This window comes from Kocuria sp. KH4 (assembly GCF_053711175.1).
This window is the reverse complement of the sequence record NZ_JBSJYX010000002.1, coordinates 164,698-185,577: the sequence shown is the minus strand read 5'-3', so window position 1 is coordinate 185,577 and position 20,880 is coordinate 164,698. Positions and strand designations below refer to the sequence as shown.

Here is a 20,880-nt window from a genome sequence, read left to right as displayed (position 1 = left end):
CGGACGGAACGGAAGGGAACGGGACGGAGCGGGACCGACCGCTCAGCGGGTGTGGGCGTACAGGTCGCGCAGCAGGGCGAGCTCCGCGCCGTGGTGGATCAGCTCGCGGTTGAGGTGCAGCACCAGCGCGAGCATCGGCATCTCCGCGTACGGGCCCTCCGCCGGGCCGCACGGGCGCGCCAGGTCCGCCGCCGACAGGGAGCGCACCCCGGCCGTCCAGCGCGCGTACTCGCGGTCCAGCTGCTCCAGGGCCCCGGCGGCGGTGCCGGCGTAGGCCCAGTCCTGGTAGGAGGCCTCCGGGCCGCCGAAGTGCCCGTGGCTGCGCACCGCCAGGATCCCGACGACGACGTGGGCCATCCGCCAGGCGATGGTCGTGAACGGCGCGGGCACCGGCTCGGGCAGGGCGAAGTCCACCACGAACTCCCCGCGGCCCGCCTGCATCGGGGTGCGCTGCTCCGTCCGGGGGTGGACCGTCCACGCGGATCCGCCGGTGGGGTCGAAGAGGTACTCGTCATCGGTCAGGCCGGCGAGGCGGGGCCGCAGCTGACGGGTCCAGTGCCACTCGATCTGGTCGGTGGCGCAGGCGGCGACGTCGAGGTGGGGCATGGCGGTTCCCTCCGGTGCGGGGCCCTCGGCGGATGCGGGGCCGTGCAACCAGTGTCCGCGCAGGAGCGGACAGATCCTGTCCGCTGAGGCGGGGACACTGGTGCCATGACCGATCCGACCCGCCGCGTCCTGCGCCTGCTCTCCCTGCTGCAGTCCCGCCCGGTGTGGACCGGGCCGGAGCTGGCCGCGGAGCTGGGCGTCACGGTCCGCTCCGTGCGCCGGGACGTCGACCGGCTGCGGGAGCTGGGCTATCCCGTGCCGGCGGACCGCGGGCACGGCGGCGGCTACCGGCTGGGGCCGGGGCGCCGGCTGCCGCCCCTGCTGCTGCAGCCGGAGGAGGCGGTGGCCGCGGCCGTGGGACTGCGGCTGGCGGCGGCCTCCGGGATCGACGGGCTGGGCGAGGCCGCGCTGCGGACGCTGACGACCCTGGACCAGCTGATGCCGCCGGGTCTGCGCGAGGAGGTCTCGGCCGTGGCCGGAGCGGTCGACGTCGTCGTCCCGGCCGGGCCGAGCGTGGACGCGGACGTCCTGGTCCTGCTGGCCCGGGCCGTGCGGACGCGGGTGCTGGTGCGGCTGGACTACGAGACCCGGGACGGCCGGCGCGCCGAGCGGCGGATCGAGCCGTACCGGGTGCTGTCCCTGGGCCGGCGCTGGTACCTGTTCGCCTGGGACGTGGACCGGGGCGACTGGCGCACGTTCCGCCTGGACCGGATCCACGGCGGACGCACCACCACGTTCCGGTTCGTCCCCCGGCCGGTGCCCGACGTGGAGGAGCACGTGCGCCGGTCGGTCACCACCTGGGCCTCCGCGCACACCGTGCGGGTGCGCCTGCTCGTGCCGCTGGAGCGCGCCGGGGAGGTCGTCCCGCCGCAGGCGGGGCGGCTCACGGCCGACGGCCCGGCCGCGTGCGTGCTCGAGGCGGGCGGGGACGACCTGGCCGAGACCGCCCTCCACCTGGTGCGGACCGGCTTCGAGCTGGAGGTCCTGGACCCTCCGGAGCTCGCCGCGCTCCTGCAGGAGATGGGGCGGCGGATGCTGCGGGCGGGCCCGGGATCCGGGGGAGGCCCTCCCGGGGTCAGCCCTTGACGGACCAGAAGCGGCGGTCCCGGTCCCACTGCACCGTGCCGCCGTGGGCCTTGCGGAACTCCGCGAGGACCTCCTTGCTGATCGCGGTGTGCCCGTTCTCCAAGGTGCGGACCCACTCGGGCCCGAAGGTCTCCGGGATCTCCTGCACGGCCTGCTCCTGGGACAGCCGCCCTTCGGTGCGGATCCGGTCGACCATCCAGCCGGCGATGTCCTGTGCGCTCGTCATGCTCCGAGCCTACGCGGCTCCGGGGCCCCGGCCGCACCCGAGCCGTCGCGGGGAGCCCGGGGGCGCGGGACCCGGGGCCCCGGCCGGTCAGGCCAGCCGGACCACCGTGCGGGCGTCCGAGTCCCAGCGGCGCAGGGAGACCGCCCGCAGCGGGGCGGGGTGCGGCTCGAGGACCTCGAGGGCCGCGGCCACCTGGTCCGGGCGCATCCGGCGGGCGAGGGTGATGTGCGGGGTCCAGGACCCGGGGAAGGAGGTGCGGGCCTGCCCGGGCACGGTGCCGACGGCGTCGCAGACCTTCCGGTGGAGCTCGAGCAGCTCCGGGGTGGTCACCACCTGGCGGACCACCACGTAGCCGCCCCGCCCGGGGCCGAACAGCAGCACCCCGGCGCTGGCCAGCGGCAGGTCGACGAACCCGGCGGCGGCGGCGACCCGCTCGTCGACGCCCGGGACCGTTCCCGGGGCCAGGGAGGGTGCGGCCACCACGGTGATGTGCGGGCGGTTGGAGGGGGAGCGGTGCCGGCCGGAGCTGGGCAGGCCCGCCTCGATCAGCCGGTCCCAGTCGGCGCGCACGGACGCCTCGGCGTCCTCGCCGAGCAGCAGTTCCAGGCTGTGCACCGCCCACCTCCTCCGGGCGCGGACGGCCCGCTCCGGTGGACGCGAGTCTAGCCGGGCGCCGGAGCTCCTTGCCTATACTGGCGGCACGGCAACGGGAGGATCTCCATGACCGACATCGCCATCCGCTTCCAGGGTGCCGGCAAGACCTACCCGGACGGGACGACCGCCGTCGCGGCCCTGGACCTCGAGATCCCGCGGGGGTCGCTGACCGTCTTCGTAGGGCCGTCCGGCTGCGGGAAGACCACGTCCCTGCGGATGATCAACCGGATGGTGGAGCCAACCTCCGGCACCGTCACCGTGGAGGGCCGTGACATCACCTCCGTGCCGGCCCACGAGCTGCGCCGCTCCATGGGCTACGTCATGCAGCAGTCCGGCCTGATGCCGCACCGCACCGTGGTCGACAACATCGCGACCGTCCCCCAGCTCAACGGCGTGCCGAAGAGGCAGGCGCGGGAGCGGGCCCGGGAGCTGCTGACCACGGTCGGCCTCGACGCGGGGCTGGGCTCCCGCTATCCGTCCCAGCTCTCCGGCGGGCAGCAGCAGCGCGTGGGCGTGGCCCGGGCGCTCGCGGCCGACCCGCCCATCCTGCTCATGGACGAGCCGTTCTCCGCCGTGGACCCGGTGGTGCGCCAGGACCTGCAGCGGGAGCTGCTCGACCTCCAGCGCCGGCTGCACCGCACGGTCGTGTTCGTCACCCACGACATCGACGAGGCGGTCCTGCTCGGCAACAAGGTGGCCGTCTTCGCCAAGGGCGGGCGCCTGGCCCAGTACGCCACCCCGGAGGAGCTGCTGCGGGCGCCGGCCGACGACTTCGTGGCGGACTTCGTGGGCCGCGACCGAGGCTTCCGCTCCCTCACCTTCGACTCGGCCCACGACATCCCGCTCCGCTCCGTGGCGGTCCTCCGCCCGGACGGCAGCCCCGGCGTCGTCGGGCCCGGGGACGGCGCCTTCCCCGGGGGCTGGACCCTGCGGATCGACGACGACGGCGCCCCGCGCGGCTGGGTGCGCACCGGGGCCGAGACCGACCCCGTGGTCGGGGGCACCCTGCACCGGCCCGGCGGCTCCCTGCGCAGCGCCCTGGACGCCGCCCTGTCCTCGCCCTCGGGCCTGGCCGTGGTGGTCGACGGGGACGGGCGGGCGGTCGGGGTCATGGAGCCCGGTGAGATCATCGCCGCCATCCAGGACGCCCGGCTCGGCGGGCGGACCCCGCGGTGAACTGGACGAGCCGGAACTGGCCCCACGTCCTGGAGCTCACGGGCGCGCACCTCCTCCAGTCGGTGCTCCCGCTGCTGCTCGGCGCCCTGATCGCGATCCCGGTGGCCCGGCTGGCCGCCCGCAGCCGCACGCTGCGCCCGGTCCTCGTCACGGGCTCGTCCCTGCTCTACACGATCCCGTCCCTGACCCTGTTCGTGGTCCTGCCCCTGCTGCTGGGCACGCAGATCACCTCGGTGCTGAACGTGGTCGTGGCCCTGACGGTCTACGTGGTCGCCATCCTCGTCCGCTCCTCCGTGGACGCCTTCGAGTCCGTGGACCGGGACGTCCTGCAGGCCTCCACCGCGTTGGGCTACCGCCCGCTGCGCCGGTTCCTCGGGGTGGAGCTGCCGCTCGCGGTGCCCGTCCTGGTCGCCGGGCTCCGGGTCGCCTCCGTCAGCAACATCTCCATGGTGAGCGTGGGCGCGGTGATCGGGGTGCAGTCCCTCGGCACGCTGTTCACCGACGGGCTGCGCCGCTCCATCCTGGAGGAGATCGTGGTCGGCATCGCCCTCACCGTGCTCCTGGCCGTGCTCCTCGACCTGGTGCTGCGCGGGACCGGGCACGCCCTGACCCGGTGGCAGCGGGCGGGCGGGGCCCGCCCGCCCGTGCCGCGCGTGCGCAGAGGAGCCGTCGCATGAGCCTCGTCGGCACCGCCCTGTCCTGGCTGACGGACCCCGAGAACTGGTCGGGGGCCGCCGGCATCCCGGCCCGGCTGCTCGAGCACCTCGCCTACAGCGGCATCACCCTGGCCGTGGCCCTGGCCGTGGCGGTGCCGCTCGGTCTGTGGGTGGGCCACACCGGACGCGGCTCGGGCCTGGTCGTGGGTCTGGCCGGTGCCCTGCGCGCCCTGCCGACGCTCGGCCTGCTGACCCTGTTCACCCTGCTGCTGGGGCTCGGGCTCGTGCCTCCGATCATCGCGCTGGTGCTGCTGGCGATCCCCCCGATCCTGTCGGGCACCTACGCCGGGATCGCGAACGTCTCCCCGGCCCTCAAGGACGCCGGGACGGCCATGGGCATGACCGGGGGACAGGTGCTGGCCCGCGTGGAGCTGCCCAACGCGCTGCCGGTGATCCTGGGCGGGATCCGCAACGCCGCCCTGCAGGTCGTGGCCACGGTGACCGTGGTCGCCTACATCAACCTGGGCGGGCTCGGCCGCTACCTCATCGACGGGCTGGCGGTGCGCGACTACTCGCGGATGCTGGGCTCCGTGGTGCTCGTGGCGCTCCTCGCACTGGCCGTGGACGCCGCGCTCGCCGCGGCCCAGCGGCTCTCCACCTCGCCGGGCCTGCGCGCGGCCTCGCCCTGACCGCCCGACGTCCTCCGGCGGCCACCGCCCGCCCGCCCCGACTGCCTGTACCGACCACCTGCACCGACCGACAGGAGAACCACCATGACCGCTGCTCCCGCTTCCCTCCGCCGCGCCGCCGGGCCGGCCCTGGGCGCCGCCCTGCTGCTGGGGCTGACGGCCTGCGGCTCCGGCGGCGACCCGCTCGCCGGGGAGGAGGAGACCGCCACGGGGTCCGCGGAGACCGTGACCGTGGGCTCCGCCGACTTCCCGGAGAGCGAGATCGTGGCCGAGCTCTACGCCGGCGCGCTCGAGTCCGCCGGGATCCAGACCGAGACGTCTCTGGGGATCGGGGCTCGGGAGGCCTACGTCGGAGCGGTGCAGGACGGGTCCGTGGACGTCGTCCCGGACTACTCGGGCAACCTCCTGCTCTTCGCCGACCCCGAGGCCACCGCGAGCTCCGCCGAGGAGATCATGGACGCCCTGCCGGCTGCCCTCCCCGAGGGGCTCACCGTGCTGGAGCCCTCCGAGGCGCAGAACAAGGACGCGATGGTCGTCGCGCCGGGCACCGCGGAGCAGTACGGGCTCACGAGCATCGCCGACATGGCCGAGGTGTGCGGCCAGCTGGTGATCGCCGGTCCGCCGGAGTTCGCCGAGCGCGCCTACGGTCTGGACGGCCTCGAGGAGAAGTACGGCTGCGTGCCGGAGTCCTTCGAGCCGATCAACGACGGCGGCGGGCCCCTGACCGTCGAGGCCCTGCTCAACGGCGACGTGGACGTCGCCGACATCTTCACGACGACACCGGCGATCGCCGACAACGACCTCGTGGTGCTGGAGGACCCGGAGAACAACTTCATCGCCCAGCAGGTGCTCCCGCTCGCGGCGGCCGACCGGCTGCCCCCGGAGGCCGTGGACGCCCTGAACGAGCTCTCCGGCAAGCTCAGCACGGAGGACCTCATCGACCTGAACCGCAAGGTCAGCGGCGACCAGCCGGTCAGCCCGGCGGACGCGGCCGAGGAGTGGCTCTCCGCCAACGGCTACTGAGCGCGGCCGGTCCCGCCCGGGCGGGACCGGCCCTGCACAGGGTTGTCCACACGCGCGTCCCCACCCGGCGCCGCCGGTTCCGCCGGCTGCCGGGCCGGACACGGCGGCGGCGGCCCGTTTCCCCGCTGTCCCCAATGATCGTCCACACCTGTGGACAACTCTGTGCACAGGGATGTGGAGAGGTGTGCCGGTCAACCGCTGAAAACCCGGGAGCGCATCAGTATGCTGAGGTGCGGGCTGCCCCCTGCCGACGCGCGCGGGACGAGCCCGTGACCATCCGAGGGCTCGTCGTCAAGGAGGATCTCGAGTTCGGAGACCGCCCCGCCCAGGAGTGGACGACCGAAGGAGCAGCGTGCCGAACACCAGTCCGCCCGGGATCCCGGGTCTCTCGCCGGAGAACCAGGCCCGTGTGATCACCGAGTGCGTGCGCCAGCAGGTGCGCGAACGCCGTCCGGCCGAGCTGCCGGGGAGCGGCTGGAAGGACTTCGAGCGACGGTTCGACGAGCACTTCCCCCGGCTGACGCTGCTCTTCGCCGAGGTCTACGGCCACCGCGAGGACTTCCTCGAGCAGCTCACCGAGCTCGGCCTGCAGCTGGCGCGCTCCTGGGCCGAGCGCCCCGACGACCTCAAGGCCCTGGACGCACGCCGGGAGCAGGACCCGGCGTGGTTCGGCTCGCGGCAGATGCTCGGCGGCGTCTGCTACGTGGACCGGTACGCGGGCAGCCTGCAGGGGGTCCGGGAGCAGATCCCGTACTTCCAGGAGCTGGGCCTGACCTACCTGCACCTCATGCCCCTGTTCGAGGCCCCGGAGGGCAACTCGGACGGCGGCTACGCCGTGTCGTCGTACCGCCGCGTGGACCCCCGCCTGGGGACCATGGAGGAGCTCGCCGAGCTGAGCCGGGAGCTGCGCCGCCACGGCATCAGCCTGGTCCTGGACTTCGTCTTCAACCACACCTCCGACGAGCACGAGTGGGCCCGCCGGGCCGCGGCGGGGGAGACGGAGTACGAGGACTACTACTGGATCTTCCCGGACCGCACCGTCCCGGAGCAGTTCGAGCGCACCACCCGCGAGATCTTCCCGGACGACCACCCCGGCTCCTTCACCAGGATCCGGGCCACCGAGGAGGATCCCCGGTGGGTGTGGAGCACGTTCTACTCCTTCCAGTGGGACCTCAACTACACCAATCCCGCGGTCTTCCGCGCCATGGCCGCGGAGCTGCTCTTCCTCGCCGCCCAGGGCGTGGAGGTGCTGCGGATGGACGCGGTGGCGTTCATCTGGAAGCAGCTGGGCACCGCGTGCGAGTCCCTGCCACAGGCCCACGTGCTGCTGCGGGCCTACAACGCGCTGTGCCGCATCGCCGCGCCGTCGGTGCTGTTCAAGTCCGAGGCGATCGTCCACCCGGACGAGGTGATCCGCTACGTCGAGCCCGGCCAGTGCCAGCTCTCCTACAACCCCCTGCAGATGGCCCTGACCTGGGAGGCGATGGCCACCCGCGAGCCCAAGCTGCTGGCCCAGGCCCTGGCGGAGCGCCACGCCCTGCCGCCCGGCACCGCGTGGGTGGACTACGTGCGCGGCCACGACGACATCGGCTGGACGTTCTCCGACGAGGACGCGGCCCGGCTCGGGGTCGACGGCCACGACCACCGGCGGTTCCTCAACGCCTTCTACACCGGCCGTCACCCCGGCAGCTTCGCCGATGGGGTGCCCTTCCAGGAGAATCCGCGCACCGGCGACTGCCGCGTGTGCGGGACCACCGCGTCGCTGCTCGGCCTCGCGCAGGACCCCGGCGCCGCGGTGGACCGGGTCCTGCTCGCGCACTCCGTGGCGATGAGCACCGGCGGCGTCCCGCTGCTGTACCTCGGGGACGAGGTCGGCCAGCTCAACGACCCGGCCTGGGCCGAGGACCCGGCCCAGGCCGGTGACGCCCGGTGGGTGCACCGGCCACCACGGCCCGTCCAGGACTACGAGCGGCGCCACGAGCTGTTCTCCGTGCAGGGCCGGATCTTCGGCGGCATCCGCCGGATGGTCGAGCTGCGCCGCAGCGCACCGGAGTTCGACGGCAACGCCCTCGTCCCCTTCGACACGCGCAACCCGCACGTGCTGGGCTACCAGCGCCCGGGCAGCAACACGATGGTGCTGTGCCTGGCCAACTTCTCCGACTGGTCCCAGTTCGTCACGGGCGAGACCCTCTCGGGATTCCTGCACCAGGCCGTGGAGCTGCACGGGAACACCGAGCTCGACCTGCGCCACGGCCTCCTGATCGACGCCCACGGGTTCCTCTGGATCCGTGTGGTCCCGAAGCGCTGACCGTGGGAGCCTGGGTCGTGCTGGTCCTCTCGGGGGTCCTGGAGGCGGTGTGGGCGTCCGCGCTCGCCGCCTCGGACGGCCTCCGCCGCCCGGTGCCGGCCGCGGTGTTCGCGGTGACGGCCGTCCTGAGCCTGGCCGGCCTCGCCCACGCCATGACGAGCCTGCCCACCGGCACGGCCTACGCGGTGTGGGTGGGCATCGGCGGAGCCCTCACCGTGGCCTGGTCCATGCTGACCGGCCGGGAGGCCGCGACCGCCCTCAAGGTCCTGCTCGTGCTCGGGATCATCGGCTGCGTGATCGGCCTGCGGCTTGTCGCCTGACCTCCCGGCGACCGGCCGCACGTCGTCGACCGCCCCGCCCCCGCGCTCCCTCACGGCCTCGCCGGACGCACCGGCGCGGCGGTCCCGGGCGTGGGCGCTGCTGCTCGTGAGCGGGGTCCTGGAGGCCGTCTGGGCCACGTCCCTGGGGGCCGCGGAGGGACTGACCCGCCCCGGCCCCACCGCGCTCTTCGCGGCGGCGCTGGTGCTGAGCATGATCACCCTGGCCCGCGCCGCCCGGGTCGTCCCGATGGGCACCGCCTACGCGGTGTGGACCGGGATCGGCGCCGTGCTCACGGTCGCGTGGGCGGCCGGCACCGGGCAGGAGCAGCTGTCCTGGCCCAAGGCCCTCCTCCTGGCCGGCATCGTCGCGTGCGTCGCCGGACTGCACGCCGCCGACCGGCCGCGCCGGGAGCCCGCCCGGTGAACCCGCCGGGAGAGCGGGAGCGGGCCCCGGGGGCGAACCTCATGCTCGTGCTCACGGCCACGATGGCGGTGGGCCCGCTGCTGACGCACAGCCTCTCCGCGATGAGCCCCCTGGTGATCCAGGACCTCCGGCTCACGGAGGCGCAGTTCGGGCTGCTCGCCACCGTGACCTTCTTCGTCGCCGCCGTCACCGCCGTGCGCACCGGCCGGTGGGCGGACCGGCTGGGCGCGCGCACCCTGCTGGCCGTGATGTTCGGCGGGGCCGTCCTGGCCATGCTGCTCGCCGCCGTCGCGCCGGACTACACCGTGCTGCTGCTGGCCATGGTGCTCTCGGGCCTGGGCCAGGTCATGGCCAATCCGGCCACCAACCGGCTCATCCGCCTGCACGTGCCCGCCCACCGGCGTGCGAGCTGGCTCGGCGTCAAGCAGGCCGGGGTGCAGGCCGCCCAGCTGGTGGCTGGGTTGACCTTTCCCGCGCTCGGACTGCTCCTGGGCTGGCGCACCGCCGTGGCCGTGGCCGCCGGAGGAGTCCTGCTCCTGCTCGTGCACGGATGGCTCACCGTGCCGGAGAACCACGCCGGTGGGCGGGCGGCCGCACGGTGCGGCAGGGGACGGGAGCCCGGTGCGGAGGCGGGGCCTCGGACGGCTCCCGCGCCCGGACCGCAGCGGGCGTCCGGCGCGGCTGCGGCGTCCCGGCCGGGGTCGTCGTCCCCCCACCGGCCGGGGCGGGGCGGGGGCCGCCCGCCGATGCCCGGCGTCGTGCGCGCGTACGCGGCCGCGGCGGCGCTGACCGGGCTGGGCGCGCAGGCGGCCAACGTCTACCTGCCGCTCTACGCCCACCGGGAACTGGGCCTCGACGTCGTGGCCGCCGGGGCCACGGTCTCGGTCGCGGCGCTGGTGGGCATCGCCTCGCGCGTGCTGTGGGCGCGGGTGATGGACCGTCCGGGCGCCGACGGGTTCGTGCTGCTCGCCGGCATGGCCCTGGGGGCGGCCGTGAGCGCGGGACTGCTGGTGCTGGCCCCCGCGCATCCCGCGCTGGCGTGGGCGGTGTGGCCGGCCGCGGTGCTGCACGGCGGGGCGGCACTCGCGGTCAGCGTGATCGTGATGTCCGGGGCGATGCGAGCCGTGCCGGCCGAGCGCGTGGGCGCCTCCACCGGCGTGGTCACCATGGGGCTCTACGCCGGGTTCTGCTCCGGGCCGCTGGTCATGGGCGTGCTGCTGCAGCTCACCGGCTCCTTCGCCGCCGGCTGGGTCCTGGTGCTCGTCTGCTACCTGGCCTGCGGCCTGCTCGCCGTGCTCGTCCGCCGCTCCCGGTCCCGGGCCGGGACGACGGACCGGACCCCGTCCGCGGGTCCCCGGCGCTGACCGCCCGCCGCCGCTCCTCCCGGGCGGCCCGACGCCGTGCGACCTTCCATGACCTCCCGGATCCGGACCTCCCGACATCTCCTCCACAGGCGTTGTCCACAGCGTGGATAACTTCCACCGGTGGAATTACGCACGGGTAGCACCGCACGCCCCTGTCCTGACGTGCGTCTGCGCCCCACGGGAGGAAACAGGCGTACGGGTGTTCGACGTGTGCACACGCTCGTCCACACCTGTGGACAAGTTTCTCCACCGGGTGTGCACGCAGAGGTGGCCGCGCGGGACTCCCGGTCGCTAAAGTGAATGTTTGTGCATGGACGAAGGATTCCGTCCGTGCCCCGGGGGCCGTGCGGCGGCGTCCCGGGCCCTGGGACCGGCATGGAGGTTGGAATGGCACTCGGCCCGGCATCGTTCCGCGTGGACGCCCAGGACGTGATCGGCGTGGACCCCTGCGTGGTGGAGCGCTTCCTGCTCGACAGCGGCTGCTTCCCGCTGTGGCACCGGGGCGTGGCGGGGGTGCCCACCATCAGCACACCGGTGCTGCAGACCGGGACCTCGGTGGAGTTCTTCGGCCGGGTCGGCCCGCTGCGCTTCCCCTACGTCACGATCGTCTCCGCGCACGAACCGGGGCGGAGGCTGGCGCTCCGGACCACCCGGGGGATCGTGGACCTCCTGGCGGTCACCACGTGGACGGCGGCGGACGGCGGCACCGAGGTGCGGACCACGGTCGACGGCCGCGTCACCGCGGCGAGGGCCGGCATCGCCGGGTGGGCCGAGCGGATCGTGCGCCGCAACCTGGCGGCCGAGCTCGGGGACCTCAAACGGCTGCTGGAGACGGGGCAGTTCGAGTTCACCGTGCCGTCCCAGCTGACGGCGCACCCGCCCCGCTGCACGCTCGAGACGCCCCCCGACTTCTTCTGAGGTCCCGCGCGGCGCACCCCGGGGCACCGTACGCTGGTGGCGGAACCTCCTTGACCCCTGCTCGCGCGCGGGACGAGTGTGGAACCACACGACAGCTATCGAAAGGATTCTCCTATGGCCGAGAAGTACACCCTTCCCGATCTCCCCTACGACTACGCGGCGCTCGAGCCCCACATCTCCGCGAAGATCATGGAGCTGCACCACGACAAGCACCACGCCACCTACGTGGCCGGCGCGAACACGGCCCTCGAGAAGATGGCGGAGGCCCGCGCCAACGGCGACGGCGCCGGTGCGGCGAAGCTGTCCAAGGACCTCCAGTTCAACCTGGGCGGTCACGTGAACCACTCGATCTTCTGGAACAACCTCTCCCCGGAGGGCGGCGACAAGCCGACCGGTGAGCTGGCCGCGGCGATCGACGACCACTTCGGGTCCTTCGACGCCTTCCGCGCCCACTTCACCTCCGCGGCGACCACGATCCAGGGCTCCGGCTGGGCGATCCTGGCCTACGAGCCCATCGGCGGCAACCTCGTCATCGAGCAGATGTACGACCAGCAGAACGGCGTGCCCGTCGCCACGATCCCGCTGCTGCAGCTGGACATGTGGGAGCACGCCTTCTACCTCGACTACCAGAACGTCAAGGCGGACTACGTCAAGGCCTTCTGGAACATCGTGAACTGGGCCGACGTCCAGCAGCGCTTCGAGAAGGCACGCACCGGGGGCGCGTCGATCGTCTGATCCCCACCCCGCACGGTCGGCGCGCAGTGCGCCGTCCACCGCGCACAGGACCCCCGGACCGCTCGGTCCGGGGGTCCTGTGCCGTCCGCCCGACCCGGTGCCGGACCCGCCGCTCCCGGGCGGTCCTCCCTGTTCCGCCCGCCGGGCGCGTCCTCCCGCGGTCGTCGGCCGCCCGACGGGCGCGGCCGCCCGGTGGAGCGTGTCGTCCCATGTCACAGCGCGGTCACAGGTCCGTCACGGAACTGGATCCGCCCCCGGCCTTCCATTAGCGTTCGGGAAGGCGCTGGGGGAGCCGCGCCGGGCAACGGGGGGACGGGTCGACACATGCAGAAGGTCATCACGGTACTGGCGGCCCTGGCGGGGGTGGCCCTCGGGCCGGCGGCCCCGCCGTGGGCGGTCTCGGAGCTGCACGAGGACGGCACGGGCTTCGTGACTGGGAACGCCGTCCGGGCCGCACTGGGCTGGGACGACGCGACCCTGCGGGCCGAGGCCGCCTCACTGGAGTTCGTGGCCGAGTCCGAGGCGGTCACCGCCATCTCCTGGTCGTGCGTCCACGCCGCCACGGCGGAGGTCCTCCCGCGGCGCACGGACCTGGTGGTCACGGAGTCCCGGGCGATCTCGAGCCGGCCCCGGACCACGTGGCGGGGGACGGTCACCGGCTTCCGGCTGCAGGGCTTCGACGGGCGCGGCGCCTCCAGCGCCGCGCCCGAGGGGCCGGCCCCGGGCTCGTGTCCCGCGGGCCCGTGGTCCCTGGTCGAGGACAGCATGCGGACCGCGGAGACGACCGGCGAGCCGGTGCTCATGGTCCGCCACGACGGGGTGCAGCACCCGGTGCCCGTGGGCTGAGCCACGGCCTCAGCCGTGCGGGGAGCCCGCTCGCCGCACCACGTCGCGCACGGCCGCGACGATCCCGTCCACCTGCTCCGGCGTGATGTCGGCGGAGAGGGTGAACCGCACCGCGGTGGTGGCGACCTCCGGCGGGTAGCCCATCGCCGTGAGCACGTGCGAGGGCTCGGTGTCCCCGGCCGAGCAGGCCGACCCGGACGAGACGAGCAGCCCCCGTGCCTCCAGGTCCACCAGGACCGTCTCGCCGTTGACCCCCGGGAAGCAGAAGGATGCGTGCCCGGGCAGCCGGGACCCCGGGTGCACCCGCGGGTCGGGACCGGTCAGGAGGGCCGCGGGCACCTCGGTCAGGACCCCGGTGATCAGCCGGTCCCGCAGGGCGGCCAGGCGCACCGCCTTCGCCGGCCGCTCCTCGGCCGACAGCCGCAGGGCCGCGGCGAGACCGACGGCGCCCGCCACGTCGACGGTGCCCGAGCGGCGGCCGCGCTCGTGCCCGCCGCCGCTCAGCAGGGGGCGCAGGGGCGTGCCCCGGCGCACGTAGAGCACCCCGACGCCCTTGGGCCCCCCGATCTTGTGCCCGGCGAGGCTCAGCGCCGCCACGTCGAGCGCGTGGACGTCCAGCTCCAGCGACCCGGCCGCCTGGACCGCATCCGTATGGAACGGGACCTCCCGCGCCCGAGCCACCGCAGCCAGCTCGGCGACCGCCTGCACCGCACCCGTCTCGTTGTTCGCATGCATCACGGATACCACCGCGGTGCCCGGACGAACAGCCCCGGCCAGGTCGGTGGGGTCGACCAGGCCCTCGGGTGAGACGCCCACCTCGGTCACCGCGAAGCCGTCCCAGCGAGCCAGGTCGCGCGCGGACTCCAGCACGGCGGAGTGCTCCACCGCGCTCGTCACCACGTGCGTGCGCGCCGGGTCGCGGTCCCGCCGCCCCAGGGCGATGCCCTTGACCGCCAGGTTGTCCGCCTCGGTCCCCCCGGAGGTGAAGACCACCTCTGCGGGTCGGCAGCCGAGCACCTCGGCCACGGTCCGCCGGGCCGTGTCCAGTCCGGCCAGTGCCCGGCGGCCCGCCTCGTGGTGGCTGGAGGCGTTGCCGAACTCCTGGGTGAGATAGGGCCACATGGTCTCCAGGACCTCCCGCCGCACGGGAGTGGTCGCCGCCGCGTCGAGGTACAGCACGCTCAGTCCTTCCGGACGTCCAGGACGACGTCGAGACCCAGGTCGAGGTTGCGGGCCGAGTGGGTGAGCGCGCCCACCGAGATGACGTCGACCCCGGTGGCGGCGATCTCCCCGATAGTCTCCAGGCTCACCCCGCCGGAGGCCTCCACCGTAGCGCGGCCGTCGATGATCGCCACGCCGCTCACGAGGTCGTCCACCGAGAAGTTGTCCAGCAGCACCGTGTCCGCGCCTCCGGCCAGCACGGCCTCGATCTGCTCCAGCCGGTCGACCTCCACCTCGAGGTGCACCGTGTGGGGCAGCCGGCGGCGCAGCTGCCGCAGCGCGCCGGTCAGATCGGTCCCGTCGGCGGTGAGCAGCGCCAGGTGGTTGTCCTTGGCCATCACGGCGTCGGAGAGCGAGTGCCGGTGGTTGTGCCCCCCGCCGCTGCGCACGGCGTGCTTCTCCAGCACCCGCAGGCCCGGGGTGGTCTTGCGGGTGTCCGCCACCCGGGTCCGGGTGATCGTGCCGTGCGGCAGGTTCGCCGCCCGCTCCACCCGGGCGACGGCCTGCTCGACGGCGGCGACGTAGCGGGCCGTCAGCGTGGCGATGCCGCACATCCGCTGGGTGAGGTTCAGGGCCACGCGCTCGCCGGTCAGCACAGCGCGGGCGGGCCCGGCCACCACGGCCAGCGTGTCCCCCGCGGCGAAGGAGTCCCCGTCGGCGGGGATCAGCTCCACGGCCACGGCGGGGTCCACGGCGGCGAACGCGGCGGCGAAGACCGAACCGCCGGAGAAGACGCCGTCCTCGCGGGCGACGAGCTCGGCCCGGGCGAGGGCGGTGGCGGGAATGAGCAGCTCGGACGTGATGTCGCCCCAGGGTGCGTCCTCGGCGAGGCCCCGCTCGACGACCTCGGTGATGGCGGCTCGGGTCAGCATGCGGAAATCCTCTCGTACATGTCGTGGTGCGCATATGCAGTCGTGGTGACTCGGTGCCCGGTGCGGCGGGCGGACCGCGTCCGGCGCCAGAAGGTGCGTGGGGCACGGGCGGGATCGGGGAGCGGGCAGTCCTCCCGGAAGTGCGCGCCCCGGGACTCGGTGCGGTGCAGGGCCGCGGCGGCCACGGCGCGGCCCACGGTGAGCAGGTTCCGGTCCTCGACCGCCGGACGGGAGAGCAGGGCGGGCGGCCGGAGCGCGGCCAGCCGGTGGACCAGCGCCTCGAGACCGGGACCGTCCCGCAGGACGCCGGCGCCGGCCCACATCGCGGCCTGGAAGGCCTGCCGGTCGAACGGCTCGTCCGCCTCGGGCAGGTCCGGAAGAGCCAGCACGCCGCCGGGCGCGAACCGGGCGGGGTGCTGCCGGGTGGACGGCGTCCGAGCGGTGCCGTCGCCCCGCAGGTCCCCGGGCAGGGCCCCGGCGGTGCGGGCGCCGAACACGGCGCCCTCCAGCAGCGAGTTGGAGGCCAGCCGGTTGGCGCCGTGCACGCCCGTGGCCGCGCACTCGCCCACGGCGTACAGGCCCGGGACGCTGGTGCGGCCGCGGTCGTCGGTCGCGATCCCGCCCATCAGGTAGTGCGCCGCCGGGGTCACGGGCACCGGCTCCCGGGACCAGTCCACGCCGTGGGCCCGCACGGCGGCGTCGATGGTGGGGAAGCGGCGCGCCAGGTGCGCGGCGGTGTCCGGCCCCGCGTGCCCGGTGCCGGCGGAGGAGGTCATCCCGGTGCAGTCGAGCAGCACCGGCCGGCCTCCCTGGGCCAGCGACCGGCGGACGATCTCCCGGGCCACGACGTCCCGCGGGGCCAGCTCGGCGAGCGGGTGCGCGTCCTGCAGGAAGCGCCGTCCGCCGGCGTCCCGCAGCACCGCCCCCTCGCCGCGCACGGCCTCCGAGACCAGGAAGCAGCCCGGAGCGGCGAGGGCGGTGGGGTGGAACTGCACGAACTCGAGGTCCGCGACGACGGCTCCCGCGCGCAGGGCCGCGGCGATGCCGTCGCCCGTGGCCACCGCGGGATTCGTGGTGTGGGGGTAGAGCCGGCCCGCCCCGCCGGTGGCCAGCACCACGGCGTCCGCCCGCAGCTCGCGCGGCCGGTCGCCGTCGAGGACGACGGCTCCCCGCACCCGCCCGTGCCGGTCTGAGACCAGGTCCACGAGCATCGTGTGCCGGAGGACCTCCAGCCGCCCGGAGGCCTCGGCCTCCAGGGCTGCCGCCACGAGGGCGCGCTGGATCTCCCGGCCGGTCGCGTCCCCGCCGGCGTGCAGGATGCGGGGCAGGGAGTGGGCGCCCTCGAGGCCCTGCACCCACGGGGAGTTCGCGCCGCCCGCGCGGTCGAAGGCGACGCCGTGCCGCACCAGGGCGGTGACGGCGGCGGCCGAGTCCTGCACGAGCACGCGCACGGCATCGTCGTCGCAGGTGCCGGCTCCGGCCCCGAGGGTGTCCTGGACGTGCAGGGCCACGGAGTCCCGGGACTGCCCGCCCGGCAGACCGGCGGTCATGGCGGCGATCCCGCCCTGGGCGCGGACCGTGGTGGTCTCGTCCAGGCGGTCCTTGCTCAGCAGCACCACGTCGAGCCCGCGGCCGGCGGCCGCCAGCGCGGTGGTGAGCCCGGCGATGCCGCTGCCCACCACGAGTACGCGGGGGAACGGGGGCGCGCTCACCGCGGCAGCGCAGCCAGCATGCGCTCGAGCGCCACCTCGGCGTCCCGGGCGGTCGCGGCGTCCACCGCGATCCGGTTGATCACCCGGCCGGCCACGAGCTCCTCGAGCACCCAGGCGAGATAGCCGGGGTGGATCCGGTACATCGTGGAGCACGGGCAGATCACCGGGTCCAGGCAGAAGACGGTGTGCTCGGGGTGCTCGTCGGCGAGCCGGTTGACCATGTTGATCTCGGTGCCGATCGCGAAGGTGCTGCCGGGCTCGGCGGCCTCGATCGCCTTGCGGATGTAGTCGGTGGAGCCGTGCTCGTCGGCGGCGTCGACCACGGGCATGGGGCACTCCGGGTGCACGATCACCCGCACCCCCGGGTGCTCGGCGCGGGCCTGCTCGATCTGGGCGACGGTGAAGCGGCGGTGCACCGAGCAGAAGCCGTGCCACAGGATGACCCTGGCGTCGGCCAGCTGCTCCGCGGTGCTGCCGCCGAGGTCGTGGCGCGGGTTCCACATCGGCATCTGCTCGAGCGGGATCCCCATGGCCTTGGCGGTGTTGCGGCCCAGGTGCTGGTCGGGGAAGAAGAGCACCCGCCGGCCGCGCTCGAACGCCCACTCCAGCACGGTGGCGGCGTTGGAGGAGGTGCAGACGATGCCGCCGTGGCGGCCGCAGAACGCCTTGAGCGCCGCGGACGAGTTCATGTAGGTCACCGGGATCACGCTCTGCCGGCCGTCGTCGTCGGTCTCCCCGAGCACGTCCATGAGCTGCTCCCAGGCCTCCTCGACGGAGTCCTCGTCGGCCATGTCCGCCATGGAGCACCCGGCGGCGAGGTTGGGCAGGATCACCGACTGGTGGTCGCCGGAGAGGATGTCGGCGGTCTCGGCCATGAAGTGCACGCCGCAGAAGACGATGGCCTCCGCCTCGGGGCGGCTGCGGGCGGCGCGGGCCAGCTGGAAGGAGTCGCCGAGGAAGTCGGCGTGCCTGACCACCTCGTCGCGCTGGTAGAAGTGGCCGAGCACCACCACGCGGTCGCCCAGGGCGGTCTTGGCGGCGGCGATGCGGCGGTCGAGCTCCTCCGCGGAGGCGTGCTGGTACTCGGCGGGGATGACCGGCTGGGCGGGCGAGCCGGCGGGCACGACGTCGTCCTGGGAGGCACCGGGGCCGTAGCCGGCCGAGACCGTGGGGGCGAAGTCCCACGGGCTCGTGCCGAGCGCGGTGCTGCACGTGCTCGGGGCCGGGCCGGCGCCGGGCGAGTTCGCGGGCTTCTCGGCCAGCAGGTCGATGCGGGTGGCGACGGAGGTCATGTCTGCTCCTGGGTGCTGCGGCCGACCGGGGTGCGGTCGGCGAGGTCGAGGTTCGAGTCGTGGCGGTAGAGCCGGGGCGGTCGGTGCCGGGTGCCCTCCAGGCGGGTGCCGGTGTCGAGGACGGCGCCGGAGGCCAGGACCTGCCGCCGGAAGTTGGCGGGGTCCAGGGCGGTGCCGAGGATGGCCTCGTGCACCTCCCGCAGCTCGGCGAGGGTGAAGGTCTCCCCCAGGAACGAGTGGGCCACCCGGCTGTAGGTGATCTTGTTGCGCAGCCGGTAGAGCGCGTAGTCGACGATGTTGCTGTGGTCGAAGGCCAGCGGGGGCAGGTCTGCCACGCGCATCCACGTGACGTTGAGGTCGGCGTGCAGGTCGGTGGTCTGGTCGGCGCGGATCGAGGCCCAGTAGACGATCGAGACCACCCGCTCCTCGGCGCTGGCCGAGCGGGTGAGCCCGCCGAAGGCGTAGAGCTGCTCGAGGTAGCCCGGCTGCAGGCCGGTGGTGAGCTGCAGGGAGCGGGCGGCGGAGGCCTCGAGGTCCTCGTGCTCCTGCAGCGGGCCGCCGGGCAGCGCCCACAGTCCCCGGAAGGGGTCGCGGATGCGGCGGACCAGGGGCAGCCAGAGCTCCTTGCGGCCGTCGGGGCCGGTGTCCCGGGCGGCGAAGATCACGGTGGACACGGCCAGGGCCACGTTCTGCGCGGTCATCGTCACCTCCCAGCGCCTCGGACCTTCAGGTTGGAGTGACTATAACACCCTTCTGGTCGGGCTGACATTAACGGAGTCGTGACCATGTCACTCCTGACCAGGCCGCATGAAAACGCTCCTTTCCTGCCTCCACAGGGGTTGCTCGAGCACAGCGTGCGAGGTCTAGCATCTGACCCATCCGACCGGGGCGTCCGGCCGCGGCAGAGCGAAGCGGGGAACTCATGGTGCGGTCGTGTCCACTTCCAGCGGCGGCCGGCAGCGCTCTCCTGGCGCTCCTCGTCCTCACCGGCTGCGGCTCCGACGACGACGGCGCCGCGGCGTCACCCTCCCGTGCGGCGTCGGCCGGTGTCGCGGCCGACGGGTCGGCCGGCGGCTCGCCCGCGCCGGCGCGGACGCCCGACCCCAGCGCCGAGCCCGGCGAGTACGTGCCGGCCTCGCTGGACGGGCCGGCGCAGAACGTGCCGAAGCCGGTCATGCCCCCGCTCGCGCGGGAGGAGTCCCGGGAGGGGGCGCAGGCCTTCCTTGACTACTGGTCCGACGCGATGTGGTACGCAAATCAAACCGGCGATACAACATACGTTCGCGCCATAGTGAGTGAATCGTGTGAGGTGTGCATCAATCAATTCGATGTCATTGAGGATGTTTATAAGGAAGGTGCCTGGTTTATTGGAGGCAGGGAAAGCATATTTATTCAGGATTCAGTGCTTGCGTCCGCGAATGACGGAATATATAAACCTATTGCTTTGTCCAACTCTGAAGGCATAAAGCTGGTCGAAGAAGGGCGGGTAACTTATGAGACGCGATCCCGAACGGGGAAAGGGGATCCATTCCCAATCTACTTAGATTTTCACCGAGGGGCCTGGGTCTACATCACCGCAGCCAACATGTCCGGTACAGAGGTGTTAAATGAATAAACCCTTTCAAGTCGTAGTTCTCTTGATAGGACTTATTTGCGTTCCTGTCGATGTAGCTTCGGCGGAATCTACGGGCCCGTCGAAACTATCGGATCGAGTAGCTCGAGCAGGAAGCGGCCATTCCGTTTCTAGTCAAAGAGGTGCCGATTTATCGAGGGCGATGACTGCTGTTGCGGACGGGAACAAAATGAAAATGGAGGTTAGGCTCGAGGATGGGCCACCAGCTATCGTCGACAATAGCGAAGAAGCCGTAGTTGCCGTCGGTCCAGGACCGGCCGCCTATGACCCCGACGAGGATCCCGCCTTCCAGAAAGCGCTCCGCCGGTATCTGAGCGACCAGGGGATCGACCGGCCGTTCAACCCGGACACGATCGCGCAGTCGAAGTCGCAGACGTTCGGCCTGCAGAACCCGTGCACCAACCGGAGGGGCGCAGTCCTCGACGACTGCCTCGCCGAGCGGGTCTGCACCACGGACGGGGGCGGTGAAGGCGTCTACATGAACGTCGTCGTGCGCCAGGGGCAAGGGCCGAGCACGCCGTGGGGAGAGCCCATGTGCGTGGCGGCCGCCGAGGCGGAGGGCGACGAGGAGATCGTGGAGCTGCCGACGTTCACCCTGCAGGACTTCAGGACGCTCGCCGTCGCCCCTGCGGCCAGTGTGGTCCAGCCGGCTCCGGACACGCTGAAGGGCATGCACACCAACGTCTACGCGGAGGCCCAGGCCCAGCAGTTCGCCACCGAACTCGGCGGCTTCCCCGTGCAGGTGCGGGCCTTCCCGGTGCAGTTCGCCTGGGACTACGGGGACGGCAGCGCGCTCGGGCCCACCGAGCTGAGCGGTGCCCCGCTCGAGGAGGGGGCGTGGGACGTGCAGACCGACACGAGTCACGTCTACACCGAGACCGGGGACTACGCCGTCACGCTGACCACCTGGTTCTCCGGCGAGTACTCCGTGGCGGGCGGGCCGTGGCTGCCCGTGGCCGGGCTGAACGACGTGACGAGCGCGCCGGTGCCGCTCAGCGTCTGGCGCTCCACGGTGCGCAACTACGCGGACGACTGCCTGCAGAACCCGCAGGGCACCGGCTGCTGACCCACGCGGCGGCTGTTGAGCCGTCCGACCCGCGTGGCACGATCGGTGCACAC

General features: G+C 73.5%; 22 protein-coding genes. 14 read left to right on the top strand and 8 right to left on the bottom strand.

Annotation, left to right across the window (positions count from 1 at the left end):
- Nucleotides 1-42: 42 nt before the first annotated feature.
- Complete coding sequence (locus ACWCOM_RS02970; protein WP_454547246.1) at nt 43-606, bottom strand: DinB family protein; 564 nt, start codon at nt 604-606, stop codon at nt 43-45.
- A gap of 105 nt (nt 607-711) precedes the next feature.
- Here ACWCOM_RS02970 and ACWCOM_RS02965 point away from each other — a divergent pair, with 105 nt between their 5' ends.
- On the top strand, nt 712-1,692 hold the full coding sequence (locus ACWCOM_RS02965) for a helix-turn-helix transcriptional regulator (RefSeq protein WP_454547245.1): 981 nt from the start codon (nt 712-714) through the stop codon (nt 1,690-1,692).
- On the opposite strand, the gene ACWCOM_RS02960 is transcribed toward ACWCOM_RS02965, so the two are convergent.
- Together ACWCOM_RS02960 and ACWCOM_RS02955 are read right to left on the bottom strand one after the other, a co-directional pair.
- The gene (locus ACWCOM_RS02960) at nt 1,682-1,918 is read right to left on the bottom strand and encodes a DUF6953 family protein (protein ID WP_047805053.1); all 237 of its coding nucleotides are present in this window, start codon (nt 1,916-1,918) and stop codon (nt 1,682-1,684) included. The two genes, ACWCOM_RS02965 and ACWCOM_RS02960, sit on opposite strands and share 11 nt — an antisense overlap.
- Before the next feature lie 87 nt (nt 1,919-2,005).
- Complete coding sequence (locus ACWCOM_RS02955) at nt 2,006-2,533, bottom strand: 2'-5' RNA ligase family protein (protein WP_454547244.1); 528 nt, start codon at nt 2,531-2,533, stop codon at nt 2,006-2,008.
- Nucleotides 2,534-2,638: 105 nt separating this feature from the next.
- Here ACWCOM_RS02955 and ACWCOM_RS02950 point away from each other — a divergent pair, with 105 nt between their 5' ends.
- The 11 genes from ACWCOM_RS02950 to ACWCOM_RS02900 all read left to right on the top strand — a co-directional run bounded on the left by ACWCOM_RS02950 (nt 2,639) and on the right by ACWCOM_RS02900 (nt 13,031).
- Complete coding sequence (locus ACWCOM_RS02950; RefSeq protein ID WP_454547243.1) at nt 2,639-3,748, top strand: ABC transporter ATP-binding protein; 1,110 nt, start codon at nt 2,639-2,641, stop codon at nt 3,746-3,748.
- Complete coding sequence (locus ACWCOM_RS02945) at nt 3,745-4,425, top strand: ABC transporter permease (protein ID WP_454547242.1); 681 nt, start codon at nt 3,745-3,747, stop codon at nt 4,423-4,425. The genes ACWCOM_RS02950 and ACWCOM_RS02945 overlap by 4 nt, the downstream gene beginning before the upstream one ends.
- Nucleotides 4,422-5,093 carry an ABC transporter permease gene (locus tag ACWCOM_RS02940; protein WP_454547241.1) on the top strand — a complete coding sequence of 224 codons (672 nt, stop codon included), beginning with the start codon at nt 4,422-4,424 and terminating at the stop codon, nt 5,091-5,093. Before ACWCOM_RS02945 ends, ACWCOM_RS02940 begins: the two co-directional genes overlap by 4 nt.
- Before the next feature lie 84 nt (nt 5,094-5,177).
- Nucleotides 5,178-6,116, top strand: a complete 939-nt coding sequence (locus ACWCOM_RS02935) for an ABC transporter substrate-binding protein (RefSeq protein WP_454547240.1) — start codon at nt 5,178-5,180, stop codon at nt 6,114-6,116.
- A gap of 352 nt (nt 6,117-6,468) precedes the next feature.
- Nucleotides 6,469-8,424, top strand: a complete 1,956-nt coding sequence (locus ACWCOM_RS02930; protein WP_454547239.1) for an amylosucrase — start codon at nt 6,469-6,471, stop codon at nt 8,422-8,424.
- A 2-nt stretch (nt 8,425-8,426) separates the two neighbouring features.
- Nucleotides 8,427-8,744, top strand: a complete 318-nt coding sequence (locus tag ACWCOM_RS02925; RefSeq protein ID WP_454547238.1) for a DMT family transporter — start codon at nt 8,427-8,429, stop codon at nt 8,742-8,744.
- Nucleotides 8,734-9,168 (top strand): DMT family transporter, encoded by a 435-nt coding sequence (locus ACWCOM_RS02920; protein ID WP_454547237.1) that lies wholly within the window; start codon nt 8,734-8,736, stop codon nt 9,166-9,168. The genes ACWCOM_RS02925 and ACWCOM_RS02920 overlap by 11 nt, the downstream gene beginning before the upstream one ends.
- On the top strand, nt 9,165-10,532 hold the full coding sequence (locus ACWCOM_RS02915; protein ID WP_454547236.1) for an MFS transporter: 1,368 nt from the start codon (nt 9,165-9,167) through the stop codon (nt 10,530-10,532). Before ACWCOM_RS02920 ends, ACWCOM_RS02915 begins: the two co-directional genes overlap by 4 nt.
- Nucleotides 10,533-10,919: 387 nt before the next feature.
- Nucleotides 10,920-11,450: an SRPBCC family protein gene (locus ACWCOM_RS02910; RefSeq protein WP_454547235.1), complete on the top strand. Its 531-nt coding sequence runs from the start codon at nt 10,920-10,922 to the stop codon at nt 11,448-11,450.
- 114 nt (nt 11,451-11,564) lie between these two features.
- Nucleotides 11,565-12,185: a superoxide dismutase gene (locus ACWCOM_RS02905; protein WP_444697850.1), complete on the top strand. Its 621-nt coding sequence runs from the start codon at nt 11,565-11,567 to the stop codon at nt 12,183-12,185.
- 324 nt (nt 12,186-12,509) lie between these two features.
- Nucleotides 12,510-13,031, top strand: coding sequence for a hypothetical protein (locus tag ACWCOM_RS02900; protein ID WP_454547234.1), 522 nt, complete (start codon nt 12,510-12,512; stop codon nt 13,029-13,031).
- A gap of 9 nt (nt 13,032-13,040) precedes the next feature.
- Here the strand turns inward: ACWCOM_RS02900 and ACWCOM_RS02895 are convergent, their stop codons facing one another.
- From ACWCOM_RS02895 to ACWCOM_RS02875, 5 genes are read right to left on the bottom strand one after another with little or no spacing between them, the layout of a single operon-like run.
- Entirely contained in the window at nt 13,041-14,210 is a 1,170-nt protein-coding gene (locus ACWCOM_RS02895; RefSeq protein ID WP_454547233.1) for a cysteine desulfurase family protein, read from the bottom strand.
- A 2-nt stretch (nt 14,211-14,212) separates the two neighbouring features.
- A complete protein-coding gene (gene nadC / locus ACWCOM_RS02890) occupies nt 14,213-15,124 on the bottom strand; it encodes a carboxylating nicotinate-nucleotide diphosphorylase (RefSeq protein WP_454547232.1) in 912 nt (303 codons plus the stop codon).
- Nucleotides 15,118-16,836 carry an L-aspartate oxidase gene (gene nadB, locus ACWCOM_RS02885; protein WP_454547231.1) on the bottom strand — a complete coding sequence of 573 codons (1,719 nt, stop codon included), beginning with the start codon at nt 16,834-16,836 and terminating at the stop codon, nt 15,118-15,120. Before nadB ends, nadC begins: the two co-directional genes overlap by 7 nt.
- Entirely contained in the window at nt 16,833-18,128 is a 1,296-nt protein-coding gene (gene nadA, locus ACWCOM_RS02880; protein WP_454547230.1) for a quinolinate synthase NadA, read from the bottom strand. The genes nadB and nadA overlap by 4 nt, the downstream gene beginning before the upstream one ends.
- Nucleotides 18,125-18,829, bottom strand: a complete 705-nt coding sequence (locus ACWCOM_RS02875) for an NUDIX hydrolase (RefSeq protein ID WP_454547229.1) — start codon at nt 18,827-18,829, stop codon at nt 18,125-18,127. The genes nadA and ACWCOM_RS02875 overlap by 4 nt, the downstream gene beginning before the upstream one ends.
- Before the next feature lie 221 nt (nt 18,830-19,050).
- Between ACWCOM_RS02875 and ACWCOM_RS02870 the strand changes: the two genes are divergently transcribed.
- Both ACWCOM_RS02870 and ACWCOM_RS02865 read left to right on the top strand, forming a co-directional pair.
- Nucleotides 19,051-19,743, top strand: a complete 693-nt coding sequence (locus tag ACWCOM_RS02870; protein WP_454547228.1) for a DUF6318 family protein — start codon at nt 19,051-19,053, stop codon at nt 19,741-19,743.
- A 193-nt stretch (nt 19,744-19,936) separates the two neighbouring features.
- Nucleotides 19,937-20,827, top strand: coding sequence for a hypothetical protein (locus tag ACWCOM_RS02865; RefSeq protein ID WP_454547227.1), 891 nt, complete (start codon nt 19,937-19,939; stop codon nt 20,825-20,827).
- Nucleotides 20,828-20,880 lie beyond the last annotated feature (53 nt).

Bases quoted from the DNA above. Each gene is read 5' to 3' on its own strand.
- ACWCOM_RS02970 (WP_454547246.1), bottom strand. From the start codon at position 606: ATGCCCCACCTCGACGTCGCCGCCTGCGCCACCGACCAGATCGAGTGG.
- ACWCOM_RS02965 (WP_454547245.1), top strand. From the start codon at position 712: ATGACCGATCCGACCCGCCGCGTCCTGCGCCTGCTCTCCCTGCTGCAG.
- ACWCOM_RS02960 (WP_047805053.1), bottom strand. From the start codon at position 1,918: ATGACGAGCGCACAGGACATCGCCGGCTGGATGGTCGACCGGATCCGC.
- ACWCOM_RS02950 (WP_454547243.1), top strand. From the start codon at position 2,639: ATGACCGACATCGCCATCCGCTTCCAGGGTGCCGGCAAGACCTACCCG.
- ACWCOM_RS02940 (WP_454547241.1), top strand. From the start codon at position 4,422: ATGAGCCTCGTCGGCACCGCCCTGTCCTGGCTGACGGACCCCGAGAAC.
- ACWCOM_RS02935 (WP_454547240.1), top strand. From the start codon at position 5,178: ATGACCGCTGCTCCCGCTTCCCTCCGCCGCGCCGCCGGGCCGGCCCTG.
- ACWCOM_RS02910 (WP_454547235.1), top strand. From the start codon at position 10,920: ATGGCACTCGGCCCGGCATCGTTCCGCGTGGACGCCCAGGACGTGATC.
- ACWCOM_RS02905 (WP_444697850.1), top strand. From the start codon at position 11,565: ATGGCCGAGAAGTACACCCTTCCCGATCTCCCCTACGACTACGCGGCG.
- ACWCOM_RS02900 (WP_454547234.1), top strand. From the start codon at position 12,510: ATGCAGAAGGTCATCACGGTACTGGCGGCCCTGGCGGGGGTGGCCCTC.
- nadC (WP_454547232.1), bottom strand. From the start codon at position 15,124: ATGCTGACCCGAGCCGCCATCACCGAGGTCGTCGAGCGGGGCCTCGCC.
- nadA (WP_454547230.1), bottom strand. From the start codon at position 18,128: ATGACCTCCGTCGCCACCCGCATCGACCTGCTGGCCGAGAAGCCCGCG.
- ACWCOM_RS02875 (WP_454547229.1), bottom strand. From the start codon at position 18,829: ATGACCGCGCAGAACGTGGCCCTGGCCGTGTCCACCGTGATCTTCGCC.
- ACWCOM_RS02870 (WP_454547228.1), top strand. From the start codon at position 19,051: ATGGTGCGGTCGTGTCCACTTCCAGCGGCGGCCGGCAGCGCTCTCCTG.
- ACWCOM_RS02865 (WP_454547227.1), top strand. From the start codon at position 19,937: ATGGAGGTTAGGCTCGAGGATGGGCCACCAGCTATCGTCGACAATAGC.